Source organism: Vicinamibacterales bacterium (genome assembly GCA_041659285.1).
Taxonomy (GTDB): domain Bacteria; phylum Acidobacteriota; class Vicinamibacteria; order Vicinamibacterales; family UBA2999; genus 12-FULL-67-14b.
The window spans coordinates 251,748-264,516 of record JBAZYO010000001.1; the positions used below are offsets into that span (position 1 = coordinate 251,748).

The window sequence follows — 12,769 nt, forward strand, 5'->3', positions numbered from 1 at the left end:
TGAGGGGACGCGGCGCAATGCTGTTGACGGGTCGCACGCTTACGGGACGAATCCTCGTTGTGGAAGACGAAGCCATGGTCGCGGCGGAACTGCACGCGCACCTGCGGAAGCTTCGCCTGGAGGTCATCGGGACTGAACGGACCTGGCCGATGGCGGTGGAGACGGCCCGGCGCGCGAGGCCCGACCTCGTGCTGATGAACACCAGCCTCGAAGGGCAATTCGACGGCATCGAGGCCGCCAAGGTGATCCAGGGGACGCTCGGCATCCCGGTGGTGCTGCTCACGACGCGCACCGACGCGCAGGCGATTGCACTGGCCAAGGCGTGCAGTCCCGTGGGCTGCCTGGTCCGCCCGTACCGCTCCGGCGACCTCGCGATCAGCATTGAGATGGCGCTGCACCGCCATGCGATCGAGCGCCAGCTGCGCCAGCGTGAGCTCCAATATGCCGCCGCGCTGGCCACCGTCGGCGATGGCGTGCTCGCCACCGATCGCGACGGGCGCGTGACGTTCATGAACCCCGAAGCCGAGGCCCTGACCGGGTGGCGGGCCGCGGCGGCGATTAGCCAGCCGGCGGACCACGTGTTTCAGCTGGTGGACGAGGCGACGCGGCAACCCCTGCACAGCGCCATCCTGGCGGCGATCGGGGAGGGCCATCCGCTGGATGCGACGCAGAATCTGTTGGCCGGGCACGACGGGCTCATTCCCATCGACAGGCAGATCGCCGTCCTCAGGGGACCGGATGGTCTCGTCTCCGGCGCGGTCGTGGCCTTTCGAGATTTGCGGGCCCGCCGCCTTGCCGAATCCGCCGCTCGCCGCGCCGAAGATCAACTGCGCGAGGGCCAGCGCGTGCAGGCCATCGGGCACCTGGCCGGCGGCGTGGCCCACGACTTCAACAACCTGCTCACGGTGATTAATGGCTACGCCGAGGCGTTGGTGGAAATGGGGGGGTGGGAGCCGCGTGTCGCCAAGATGCTGAACGGTATTCACCAGGCGGGCAGGCGATCGGCGGCCCTCACCTCGCAGTTGTTGTCGTTTTCCCGCAAGGACGCGCCGAGCGCGCAGACGGTCGCTCCCAATGACCTGATCGCCGGCATCATCGACATGCTGCAGCGGCTGATTGGCGAAGACATCACGGTCGTGACCACGCTGCGCCCGAACATCGGGTGCGTCAATGTGGAGCCCAGCCAACTCGAACAGATCGTCATGAACCTCGTCCTCAATGCCCGCGACGCCATGCCCGCAGGCGGCCGCGTGGTCATCGAGACGGCGGCGGTCACGTTTAACGAGCCCACCGCGAACCCCGACAGCATTCCGGCGGGCCGATACCTGGTGCTGTCGGTGAGCGACCCGGGCGTGGGCATGAAGCCAGACGTGCAGAGGCGGATTTTCGAGCCGTTGTTCACGACCAAGCCGGCCGGCAAGGGCACCGGGCTGGGGCTGGCGACGGTCTATGGGATTGTGCGGAATGCCGGCGGACGGGTCGTCGTCTTCAGCGCCGTGGACAAGGGCACGGTGTTCAAGGTGTTCCTCCCCTTGAGCGAACTGGAACCGGCGGGTGCGACCTCGCCGGTGGCGGCCGCGCCGGAACCGGCGGGGTGGGAGACCGTGTTGCTCGTGGAGGACGACGGGGACGTCCGCGAGTTCGCCGCCGTCGCCATCAGCCGCTTTGGCTTCCGGGTGATCACCGCGCCGACCGGGATCGAGGCGCTCGCGTTGTGTGAAGCAGATCCGTCGCTGATCAGCCTGCTGGTCACCGACGTGGTCATGCCGTCGATGAGCGGACCGGAACTGGCGGCGCGCGTCCGCGCCCTGGTGCCGGGCCTCCGCGTCTTGTACCTGTCCGGCTATCCCGAAGATGCATTGGGGCAGGCCGGCCCGGGCGCGGCGACGGCATTCCTGCAGAAGCCGTTCACCAGCGCGGAACTGGCGGGTGCCATCCGCGGCCTGCTTGACGGTTAAGGCGCGCCGATGAACGGGCCGATCGGCGCGGGCGTAAAGCACACGATCAGCACGATGAGCGCCACCGCCGCGAGGATCAGGCGGCCGCGATCCAGCGGCTCGGCTTCATCGAGCGTCGGCGGGTGCCGCGGCCCCATCATCACGATCATCGCGACCAGCAGCACCGTCCACGCGATCCAGCTGGACGACACGAAAGTCAGTCCGATCGCGACGCCAATCATCACGATGGTGATGGCGGTGGAGCGGCGGCCGAACACGGCGTACGCGATGTGGCCGCCGTCGAGCTGCGCGATCGGGAACAGGTTGAGCGCCGTCGCCAGCAGCCCGAACCACGCCGCGAACGCCATCGGATGCATGTTGATCGAGTAGCCGTCCGCCACCTCGCCCCACACGATCCACGCTGCGAAGCGGAAGAGCAGCGGCTCACCCAGTTCCATCAGCTGCGAGGCGTCGTCGGGGAGCCGGTCAACCCGCGACATCCATAATCCGAGGAAGAGTGCCGGCACGGCCACCACGAACCCGGCGAGCGGGCCGGCAATGCCGATGTCGAAGAGCGCGACCTTGCCGGGGATGCGCGATCGGATCCGGATGAAGGCGCCGAGGGTGCCGGTCAGTGGCAGCGGCGCCGGCAGGAAGTAGGGGCGCGTCGCCTCGACGCCGTAGCGGAGGCACGCGAGGTAGTGCCCCATCTCGTGGCAGCCGAGAATCGCCAGGATGGTCAGGCTGTACCAGAGCCCGCGCACGTAGAACATCGGATCCGCGAAGATTCCCTGCACCGATTGGGAGTCCGGCGGCGCCTGGTTCAGCGACGCGAGGTCGAACGTGAAGCTGTAGTAGTGGCAGCCGCCCACGACCGTCGTCGAGACCAGCGTGAGGCCGAGGAGGACCAGCTGCACCCACAGCCGCCCGTGGTTCGGAGGCATGGGAGGCGGCACGTAAACCGGTACGAAGTCATCGTACCGATCGATCGGATCTGGAATGGGCAGGGACGAGGGGCCGTCTGGCCCCTGAGGAGGGTACACGGGCTTAACCGATGTTCTGCAGTTCCTTGCCGGGCTTGAAGCGAATGGTCCGGCCGGGAGGAATGCGTACTTCCTTGCCCGTACGGGGATTGCGGCCAATCCCGCGCTTTCGGGGCTTTACCTGGAACACGCCAAACCCCCGCAGCTCAATGCGTTCCCCGCGCTGCATCGAGTGACGCATTGCTTCGAATACCGCATCAACTGCCAGCTCGGCCTTCACCTTGGTGACGTCTGCCACCCGAGAGACCTCGTTCACGATGTCGACCTTGATCATGCGCTCTGGTCGCTCCTCGATCAGTGTAAATAGCTTAAATCAGAGGACTTACGCTGTCAAACGGATAAGTGCTTTGTCTGGATGTATTTATCGGTAGTTCCGTGCAGGTGCTGTAGGGGAGTTCCCACCGCAAGCCCTTTTATACCTGTAAGATAGGGGAAATAGTGTCGCAGAAACATTTGCCCCAGGTCGTGTTGGTCGGCCGGCCCAACGTCGGTAAGTCAACGCTGTTCAACCGGCTGAGCGGCGCCCGCCGATCGATCGTGACCGCGATTCCCGGGACGACCCGCGACGTGATCACCCATCCGGTGGTTTGGGGAGATGCCCGGTTTGATCTGACCGACACCGGGGGCCTGTTCGGTGCCAGCGAGGATCCGCTCCATGAGCTGGTGGTCGAGCGCGGGCAGCGGGCTCTCAAGACCGCCGACCTGATCGTGTTCGTGGTGGATGGCCGGGAGGGCTTGATCCCCGGCGACCAGGAAATTGCCGCCGCCACGCGCGAAGCCGGCGTACCCGTGATCCTGGCGATCAACAAGATGGACGATCGCCGCGCCCGTGATGGCGCGCTCGAGCTCTATCGAATGGGCTTTGATTCGGTGGTCGAGATCAGCGCGGAACACGGACAGGCCGTGGGCGATCTGCTGGACGCGATTCTCGCCATGATCCCGCAAGCCCGCCTGCCCGGCGCCGCGCCGGGTGATGGCGACGAGGACGAGGAGGAGCCGGAGCCGGTCGACGGCGCGAAAGACGAGACCGCCATCGCGATTGTGGGGCGTCCAAACGCGGGCAAGTCGTCGCTCGTCAATCGCCTGCTGCGCGAAGAGCGAATGATCGTCTCCGAGGTGCCGGGCACCACGCGCGATTCCGTGGACTCCTTGCTGATGTGGCATCGCCGCCAGTTCCGCATCGTCGACACCGCCGGCATCCGCAAGCCCGGCAAGGTCTCGAAGTCCGGGCAGGTTGAGACGGTGAGCGTGATGCTGGCGCGCCGCGCCATTGAACGCGCCGACGTCGTCGTGCTCGTGATCGACGCCACGCTGGGCCCGACCGATCAGGACGGCGCCATTGCCGGCGCGGCGAAGGACGCCGGCCGCGGCGTCATCGTCGCCGCCAACAAGTGGGACTTGATGAAAGATCAGGGGCAGGACGCCGCGAAGAAGTGGGACGAGAACCTGCGGTACCAGTTGAAGTTCCTCGACTTCGCGCCCATCCTGCACATCTCCGCCGCGACCGGCGAGCGCACGCCGAAGTTGCTCGAGATGGTTGACAAGGTCTATGCCGCCACGCGCAAGCGCGTGCCGACCGGAGAGCTCAACCGCTTCATCCACAAGATCACGACGGCGTCGCCGCCGGTCGCGGCTGGCAACCGCAACGTCCGCGTCATGTATGCGGCACAGGCCGCGGTCGCGCCGCCGACGTTCGTGCTGTTCACGAACACCGTCACCAAACTTCACTTCTCGTACGAGCGCTTTCTCGAGAACCGGCTGCGCGAAGCCTTCGGCTTTGACGGCACGCCGATCCGCATCCAGATCCGCGGTCGCGCCGATCAGCGCGGCGAGAAGCGCAAGACGGCGAGCGAGCGCGCCCCGGAGCGGCGCAGCCCGGTCAGGAAGGGGCCGGGGTCGAAGCGGACGACGCACCAGCGCGAGAAGGTAGCGGCCCACCAGCGAAAGGCCGCGGCCAACAAGTCCGCCTGGGACAAGTCCCCCTCCGCGCAAGGCGCTTCCGCCTCCACTAAAGCTTCGGCGGGCAAGGCGGGGCACAAGTCCGGTAAGGGACGCGTGAAGGGGAAGGGCAAGCCTGGCTCGTCCAAGGCGAAGTCGCACGCCAAGAAACCGCCCGTCCTGTCCAACAAGGCGCGCGCGAAGCGCGGCCCGAAGCGGTCGGGACGCTAAAGTCCGCGTGCTATACTCCGCGGTGGAAACTGCCTCGATGGCTGCACCCAAGCGCGAGCTATTCAAGGCTGCGGAAGTCTGCGAAGTGGTGCAGGTTCAGCCCTACGTTTTGCGATCCTGGGAAGCCGAGTTTCCGCAAATCGGCCAGGCACCTGCCGGCGGCGGCCCGCGCCTATATCGCCGATCGGACGTCGAGCTGGTGCTGCGCATCAAGCAGCTCGTCTTCGATGAAGGCCTGACGTTGTCGGGCGCCCGGAGGCGGCTGGGCGAGGACAACGAGACGCCGGGCAACGGCGCGGCCGTGCTGGTGGTGGAAGATGTGCTCGGCGACCGCGTGAGGGATCGGCTGCGGCACGTGAAGACCGGACTGCAATCGATCCTGCAGATGCTCGCGAAAGACGGCGTGGAGGCCGCGGAACTGGAACTGGTGCCGCCTCCCCCCGCCAAGAAGAAGGCGCTGGCGAAAGCCGCCAAGAGAAAATAGAATCGTAGGATTCGTCGGGCGCCCCTTTTGTGGGGCGCCAATTGTCTCAACCCCGCAAGTCCGTCGGCGCAAGTCTGGACGGGATGTAGCGTAGCCTGGTAGCGCGCCTGCTTGGGGTGCAGGAGGTCCCGAGTTCGAATCTCGGCATCCCGACCAACAATTTCAACAAGTTACGGGCGCGGCCTTCGGGTCGCGCCCGTTCTGTTTGCAACGAACTTGCAACGGGGCCTTCATTTCATGCGAATCAGCTCACAGCTGACGGCGTTCGTGGCTAACTTGACCGGAAGATTCGCCAACTCCACGGCGGAACCGGTGCCTGATCACATCGCAAAGAGCATGGAGTTCTGTCGCGATGTCCAGGACCCCAAAGAGAACAGCAAGGGCTACCCGCCCGCGAACGAGCAACTCAGAACCCACGCGATCTGGATAGTCGAAGCGTATCCGCCTTCCGAAGTCGCCCGGCTTGTTGCGGCGCTGGACGCATTGGGCGGCGATTCGTGGCGCGCCAATGGAGGCGAGCGGCCGGCGGAATGGGTCCTGAAAGCGCGTAACCAAGTACGCGGCTGGGGCGGCGGCTTAAACCTTGGCTATTTCGTGCCCACGGGCGCCACGGGCTACGTGGGCGTCGAGTACCGGGTCAATCTGCCGGCCGGTATCAAGTACGTCCGGGCGGGCCTGCACCAACTTCTGCCGAGTGTCACGATGGGGGTCTTCTGCTTCGTCCTGGAAGAGGGTTCCCAGTTGGAGCGCGCAGTTGAAGATTCCCTTCGACAAACCTACGCGACCGTTCCGGAAAAAATTGGGGCGACGCGCTGGAGATTTCATACCCCCTCAAACTTGCGGGTTGCGGCCGCGGTGAAAACCCGGGGAGAACTGCGCGCCGTATGTGAGACATGGGTCGGTGCCACGCTCCCGGGTTTCTTTGCTCCGAGCCGCGGGCGCAGCGGCTTCACATGCGAGTACATCACGACCGTTGCGCAACCCCTCTTTGAGCGTGTCGTCGACGATGACGGTAAGCCAGCCCACGAGGTCCCATCGTGCGAGTGGCTCTGGAGCCTTCATCTCGACAGCCCTATCGACGCGTGGACTTCCGTGCACCTTGAGGGACTGCGGCTCGGTTACTCGTACGTCAATGAGACAGCGCCATATGCCTGGGTGATCGGCGGGAAGGTCGATGACATCCTAGCGAACGACGAGCTCACAAAAATGACGCGGGAGAGAACCCGTGGCGCCATCGTCGGGCGGATAGTTCTAGGTCTCGACAACGATCTGGCGATTCTTGGGCTTGCCACGTTCATTCGCGAAATCAGCGCGCAGCTCGCGCAGCTTCGAGACCAAACGGGGCGAATCTCGATCAATAACGGGCAGCAATCAGCTGCCGACCTAATGAAGCTGCAGACCCGATTCACGGCGCTCAGCACGGATCTCTTACCAATCATCGACGAAGTGGAACTGTTCACGGAGCAGGGACCTCGCTGGCCCAGGTCGCCCGACGATGACTTCATTCGTTTACACGAAGACCTGCGAAAACACGGAGGCCTGCTCGCGAACGTAAGACAGGATCTTCGAGAGCACTCGAAGCGCCTACGGCTCCTGTCGACGTCATTGCGCGAATCGCTCGCCGTTGCTGCGTCAGCGCTTCACGCAAACATCCAGGCGGAGTCTGCTGCGCAGAATCTATCGCTTCAGAAGGCGATGCGGCGACTGACTGTTGTCGCCCTCGGCATAGCGGCGCTGACTATCTTCATCGCCTTGCCGGACGCGATCGATGACTGGAAGGCGTTTCTGCCTAGGTTGATTCGTCGGTTGGCCGCGTGGGGCGGTGGGTAGTATTCCGTGAGCAGGGCGTTACCGTATCGGGGCCGTGGACATGTCATCAGCCGGGACCATTTTCGGAAGGCGCCCGCTCTCAATGAGCCCACGCAGCCTGACAACATGCGTCTCGACCGCTTCGAATGGGATCCGATTGAGTAAATCCCCGCGCAGCAGCCGCTCTAGCTCCTGCAGCGCCGCCAAGCGGTCTGGGGTCTCGAGAACGCGCTTCACCTTGGCCGCGTCGACGTCTCGCTGCGGAGGCTGATTCGGGTTTTCGCCTGGCAGCAGTTTCCATGCGGCCCGCGCGTCGACGAGGATCCTGGTTCTTAGGTCCCAGTCGGCCATCAATTCGATTGGCCGTACGATTGCAGCGGAGCTTTGTGAGGCGACATCGTCGCCACTCAAGAAGCGCACCAAGTCGTCGCGCCTTCTAAGCATCTGCTCCACCTCATCTTCACCGGTAAATCTATTCTCTCTGGCCACGCCCTCGGCGACCATCGAGGCCACGCCCTCGGCAATTCGGCGCAGCGCTTCCACACGGGCATAGACGTTCCTCTCCAACTGCTGCAACCCGACACGCAGCTCGTTGTCGCCCTGCTTGAAGAGCAACTGTTCAAGTCGGTCTGTATTGGCCAGCAGGATCACGGCGGCCGCGGAAGCGACGATGCATAGCGCAAAGGCCGGTCCGTTGATCGTACGGTTGTAGAGGAGCGAGGCGCAGATCAGAACCAGCCCAACGAAAAGCACAACGGAGAATCCCCGTGGGTCGTGAGTCATGGCCGAATGCTACCGCATCGCCGCGCTGTAGTTGGGTGTCGGTTGCAAGGTGCACGCACCCGGAGATCGATTCCCGCCAGTCTTCGGCGGCCTTCACCTGCCACCCTGGCAGTGGCGTGCCTTCGACGTCCTCGGCCGCGTCACCTCGGAGGTGATCCTGCTGCGCCCTTTCGACTACACCTACACCGGCGTCACGAGTCGGCTCGCGACGGTCACCTATGCGAGGCTCTAGTCGGGACGAAATTCGTTCTAGTCTCGCAGCCACATGGCGAACCTAACCCCGGCGTCACTCAGATTCAGGAACCCTTGCAAGCGGAGGTGCTCGTCGGGGAACTTCCTGTAGGAACCCATCGTCGGCGCCATTCTGCCATGCCTTGTCCGGATCTATCAGGGCCGTTTAGATCTGTGTGGCGGTATCGAGCTCGCCAACGTAAATGAGACCTGAATTGAATCGCGAGCGTTACAGACGGCCGACTCGAGAATTTGGGCGAGCCAGTGAGCCCCGGCATTGTGTCGGTGCCTGTGGGCTGTAATACTCTCCCAACTAGGCTTACTGGCCCCGCATCGGATGAGGCTCCCGGGTATGGATGAACCTATGAGCAGACTGGAGAGAGAAGTGCAGGCGATCGAATACGAGCGCTGGATGCTGCACGAAACAGGCCTCGTGCTTCGAACGCGATGGAACCAGCTCCGTCTTGTCGACGCCAACACCTACATCGAATCTCACGCCATTCATTTGCGGAACCTGATTGAGTTCTTGTTCGATCCGTCCGACAAGAACCACATGTGCGCATCTGATGCTGCGTTCGGCGCGGTGTCGTGGAACGAACCGTGGCCTGACGGTTTCGGCAAGCTGTTTGGGCGCGCGTCGGCCGAAATTGCGCACCTAAGCCGCGGGCGGGTCGTTGACGAGAAGACGAATTGGCTGCCTGAACACGCCGCCCGCGTCGAAGAGCGCTTTCAAAGATGGCTCTCCCAGACGTCGGATGAGGTGCAGCGCTTCTTCTATGAGGCTCAGTCGCGTCATGTCGCACTGTTTGAAATCGCGCCAGATGGGAACGAGGCCGAGACGGGCGCCGCCGGCCGTTCGGCAGCGATGTTTAACACACTCACAGTTGGCCACCGTATCGGCCCAGACGAGTGACAGTCTCGTTTAGACCTGACGAATGGCTTGCGTATTGGGTCTCCGCGCTGGGGACGCATCCTCTTGGCGGTCGGCGTCCTGCTCGCGCTCGGCGTTTAGGCTCTGTCCTCCGTGGCTGGCGATCAGCGCTTGGTCGCCTTCAAGGCACAACGGGACGCGTGGCATCAGCGGTGCGATCTGTGCATCGACAAGGCGGTGACTTCTCCAGAAGCGCGCGTATGCGCACAGGAACTTCAGGAAATGACGGCCCACGCCAAACGGCAAGGAATGGTAAGCCCGGTCAGCCCAATCTGTCTGTGTTTGCGGTAATCTCGGCGTATGTACCGCCTGGCTCCGAACCTGATCCAGCAGATGCTCGGCGAGCCCGAGTCCGGCATGGGGTACCAGGTCGTTCGGGTCGAGCTTCGGGACGACTCGACTGAATTCGGCGTTGTCTACAATGCACAGCTTCTCTTGTTTGCCGACGAGTCGACCGATATTCTGACGAAGGTGCCCTACGACCGGTTGATTGAACGAGCAAAGGAATCGGTCGGTGAGATCCGCGCGCTGAAGGTCATCTCGCGATTGTTTTCGGATTCGTTTGTGCGCGAAGCGGGGTTGAGCGAATCAGGCAGTGAAGGCCCCGCCGTTGCCGCGCCGACCACGAGGACGGAGGCCGACGAGGTCTTCAAGCGCTTCTCGGCGTACGCCAACGACAATCGCCTCACGGCAGACTTCAGGTGGCTGCCGGGCACGTATGCGACCACTGAAGCGGACGCGATACGCGTCAGGTCAGGACGCGAGGCCGTGTCGCGATATGCCCTTCCCAACCCTGCGCCTGCGTCGAATGTGTTTACCGGGAAGCCTTGGAGGGACACCGATATTCAGCGCGGGACTGTGATGCCGGCCTTCAGCCAACCCGGAGGAGGTGCCGAGGTGATCTTCCCTGCGGGTACGCAGCCGCGTACGGTCAGTGGCCCTGCCAGAATTCCGGACGCCTAGTCATGCGCAAGAAACTCGAGCGGATTTGGACTCAGCAGCTTCAGGCCCTGCCCGAATCGGGAATGGGGTACCAACGCGTGGACCTCGTCATGGCGGACGGGCGCGAGTTGAAGGACGCCCTTGTGTTCAACGCCGAGGAAGTTGAATTGCCGGAGGAGTTTCTGCAGGTCGATATCTCTGATATTCGACTCCACCCGTCGCCCTCGTGGCCCGATTGATCTGTGGTTCTGCGTAATCTGCGCAATCTGCGGCCGAACGTGTCTGCGAAATCCATTCTTCAAACCTGCGTCATCGGTGTTGCCGCGACCGTGGCGATGTTCCCGCCCGCGGCGCCCACTGTTGAGCGCTTCTACGCGCGCGGGCTTTATCCGATCGTGCAGTCCAACCTCACCTCGGCGTCGAATCGCGCCGGCCTCGCCCTGTTCGACCTCACGCTGGTCGGCGTTGGGCTGATCGCGCTGGGCGGATGGATCTACTGGTTTCGCCGCGCCCGCAAGGAGCGATCGATCAGGCCGATTGGCCGCGGCCTGTTCGCCACGGTCACCGCCGTGTCGGTCGTGTACTTGTGGTTCCTGATCGCGTGGGGATTCAACTACGCGCGCACGCCGATCGAGTCGGTGGTGCCGTACGACGCGTCGCGCGTCACCCCGCTGGCGGTACGCCTGCTGGCGGAGCACGCCGTGCGCGAGGCCAATCGCACCCACGCCGCCGCGCACGCCGCGGGCTTCCCGTCCGTCCACGACACGCCGCGGGCGTTGATCGACGCCGTGCACCAGGTCGAACGCGAGTTGGGCCGTCCGCGGCCGACCCGCGTCGCCTCGCCCAAGACCTCGTGGCTCTCGCCGTTCTTCCGCGCCTCTGGCGTGAGCGGCATGCTGGCGCCCTTCTACCTCGAGACGCTGCTCAATCCGGATCTCACCGGGCCGGAGCGGCCGGTCGTGCTCGCGCACGAGTGGGCGCACCTGTCGGGCTACGCGCCGGAGTCGGAGGCGAGCTTCGTCGGCTATCTCGCCGCCTTGCGGGCGGGGCCCGCCGCCGAATACAGCGCGTGGCTCGAGTTGGTGTCAGCGGCGGCCGGTCAATTGCAGCCGGTGACGCAGCGCCTGGTGCTGCAGAAGCTCGAGGCGGGGCCGCGCCGGGATCAGGCGGCGATCCGCGAGCGGTTGAAGGCGCTGGTGCAACCTGTGGAACGGGCGGCGTGGTCCACCTACGATCAGTTGCTGAAGTCGCAAGGCGTCGAGGAAGGTGTGCAAAGCTACAGTCGCGTGATCCAATTGCTGCTCGGCGCCAACGCGATCAACATCGACCCGGCACCCGCACCATGATCGCCACCCGCGTGATCACCGTGAACGCGAACCAGCCGGATCCGGCCGCCATCGAGCTGGCGGCGCAGGCGATTCGTGACGGCAAGCTCGTGGCCTTTCCCACGGAGACCGTCTACGGCCTGGGCGCCAACGCGCTCGATCCCGCGGCGGTGGCGAGAATCTTCGAGGCCAAGGGCCGCCCGGCCACCGATCCCCTGATTGTCCACATCGCGCACATCGGACAACTCTCCACCTGCGCGTCGCAGATTCCGCCCGCCGCCCGGAAGCTCGGGCTCGCGTTCTGGGCCGGCCCGCTGACGATCATCCTGCCGAAGAAACCCGTGGTCCCCGACAGCGTGACCGCCGGCCTGCCCAGCGTGGCGCTCAGGGTGCCGTCGCATCGGGTGGCGCGGGCGCTGCTGGAGATGGCCGGCGTGCCGGTGGCGGCGCCGAGCGCGAATCGGTTCTCGCGGCCGAGTCCGACCACCGCGCAACACGTGCTGGCCGATCTCGACGGCCGCGTCGATGTGATCCTCGATGCCGGGCCCACCGACATCGGCCTCGAGTCCACCATCGTGGACTTCACCGTGGACCCGCCGGTGATGCGCCGGCCAGGGGGACTGACGCTCGAACAGATCCGGGCCGTGGTGCCGGAGGTCGTCGCGATCGAACAGCGGGGGAGCGCGGAGGCGGCCCAACTGGCGCCGGGCCAACTGACCCGGCACTACGCGCCGCGTGCCGCCCTCACCTTGTTCGAAGGGCTTTCAGATGCGGTGATCGCGGGCGTCGGCGCGGAGGTTCGCTCCCTGACGGCTCAGGGCCATCGCGTGGGAATTCTGGCGCCCGAAGAAGATCTGTTGGCGCTGGCGCCAGTACTGGCGCCGGTGGCCGCCGCCGGCCGCGTGGACGTGCGCCCCTATGGATCGCGGTCCGATCCCGCCCGGGCGGCCCGCGAATTGTTCGCCGCCCTGCGGGATCTGGACGGCACGGGCGTTGACGTCATCCTGGCCACCTCCATAGGCACGGCCGGACTCGGATTGGCCGTCCGCGACCGCTTGATCAGGGCCGCCGACGGCCGGATTCGAAAGTGCTAATCGGATTGAACAGTTGTTCAG

General features: G+C 64.8%; 13 protein-coding genes and 1 tRNA gene. 11 read left to right on the top strand and 3 right to left on the bottom strand.

Annotated elements, in window-relative coordinates; all coding sequences use genetic code 11:
* The first annotated feature begins 17 nt into the window (after positions 1 to 17).
* Positions 18 to 1,958: a response regulator gene (locus tag WC815_01140; GenBank protein MFA5907359.1), complete on the top strand. Its 1,941-nt coding sequence runs from the start codon at positions 18 to 20 to the stop codon at positions 1,956 to 1,958.
* On the opposite strand, the gene WC815_01145 is transcribed toward WC815_01140, so the two are convergent.
* A complete protein-coding gene (locus WC815_01145; protein MFA5907360.1) occupies positions 1,955 to 2,881 on the bottom strand; it encodes a site-2 protease family protein in 927 nt (308 codons plus the stop codon). The genes WC815_01140 and WC815_01145 overlap by 4 nt on opposite strands.
* Before the next feature lie 103 nt (positions 2,882 to 2,984).
* Positions 2,985 to 3,254 carry an HU family DNA-binding protein gene (locus tag WC815_01150; GenBank protein MFA5907361.1) on the bottom strand — a complete coding sequence of 90 codons (270 nt, stop codon included), beginning with the start codon at positions 3,252 to 3,254 and terminating at the stop codon, positions 2,985 to 2,987.
* Between the two features lie 164 nt (positions 3,255 to 3,418).
* Between WC815_01150 and der the strand changes: the two genes are divergently transcribed.
* The 4 genes from der to WC815_01170 all read left to right on the top strand — a co-directional run bounded on the left by der (position 3,419) and on the right by WC815_01170 (position 7,463).
* A complete protein-coding gene (gene der / locus WC815_01155; protein ID MFA5907362.1) occupies positions 3,419 to 5,149 on the top strand; it encodes a ribosome biogenesis GTPase Der in 1,731 nt (576 codons plus the stop codon).
* A 37-nt stretch (positions 5,150 to 5,186) separates the two neighbouring features.
* Complete coding sequence (locus WC815_01160) at positions 5,187 to 5,633, top strand: MerR family transcriptional regulator (protein ID MFA5907363.1); 447 nt, start codon at positions 5,187 to 5,189, stop codon at positions 5,631 to 5,633.
* A 79-nt stretch (positions 5,634 to 5,712) separates the two neighbouring features.
* Positions 5,713 to 5,789 (top strand) — tRNA-Pro (locus tag WC815_01165).
* A gap of 81 nt (positions 5,790 to 5,870) precedes the next feature.
* Positions 5,871 to 7,463: a hypothetical protein gene (locus WC815_01170; GenBank protein ID MFA5907364.1), complete on the top strand. Its 1,593-nt coding sequence runs from the start codon at positions 5,871 to 5,873 to the stop codon at positions 7,461 to 7,463.
* A gap of 18 nt (positions 7,464 to 7,481) precedes the next feature.
* On the opposite strand, the gene WC815_01175 is transcribed toward WC815_01170, so the two are convergent.
* Positions 7,482 to 8,225 carry a hypothetical protein gene (locus tag WC815_01175; GenBank protein ID MFA5907365.1) on the bottom strand — a complete coding sequence of 248 codons (744 nt, stop codon included), beginning with the start codon at positions 8,223 to 8,225 and terminating at the stop codon, positions 7,482 to 7,484.
* 49 nt (positions 8,226 to 8,274) lie between these two features.
* On the opposite strand from WC815_01175, the gene WC815_01180 reads away from it, so the two are divergent.
* The 6 genes from WC815_01180 (at position 8,275) to WC815_01205 (ending at position 12,748) form a co-directional block, all read left to right on the top strand.
* Positions 8,275 to 8,457 carry a hypothetical protein gene (locus tag WC815_01180; protein MFA5907366.1) on the top strand — a complete coding sequence of 61 codons (183 nt, stop codon included), beginning with the start codon at positions 8,275 to 8,277 and terminating at the stop codon, positions 8,455 to 8,457.
* A gap of 363 nt (positions 8,458 to 8,820) precedes the next feature.
* Positions 8,821 to 9,369: a hypothetical protein gene (locus WC815_01185; GenBank protein MFA5907367.1), complete on the top strand. Its 549-nt coding sequence runs from the start codon at positions 8,821 to 8,823 to the stop codon at positions 9,367 to 9,369.
* A gap of 318 nt (positions 9,370 to 9,687) precedes the next feature.
* Entirely contained in the window at positions 9,688 to 10,350 is a 663-nt protein-coding gene (locus WC815_01190) for a hypothetical protein (GenBank protein MFA5907368.1), read from the top strand.
* 2 nt (positions 10,351 to 10,352) lie between these two features.
* Positions 10,353 to 10,568 carry a hypothetical protein gene (locus WC815_01195; GenBank protein MFA5907369.1) on the top strand — a complete coding sequence of 72 codons (216 nt, stop codon included), beginning with the start codon at positions 10,353 to 10,355 and terminating at the stop codon, positions 10,566 to 10,568.
* A 39-nt stretch (positions 10,569 to 10,607) separates the two neighbouring features.
* A complete protein-coding gene (locus tag WC815_01200) occupies positions 10,608 to 11,675 on the top strand; it encodes a DUF3810 family protein (GenBank protein MFA5907370.1) in 1,068 nt (355 codons plus the stop codon).
* A complete protein-coding gene (locus WC815_01205) occupies positions 11,672 to 12,748 on the top strand; it encodes an L-threonylcarbamoyladenylate synthase (protein MFA5907371.1) in 1,077 nt (358 codons plus the stop codon). Before WC815_01200 ends, WC815_01205 begins: the two co-directional genes overlap by 4 nt.
* The last annotated feature ends 21 nt before the right edge of the window (positions 12,749 to 12,769 follow it).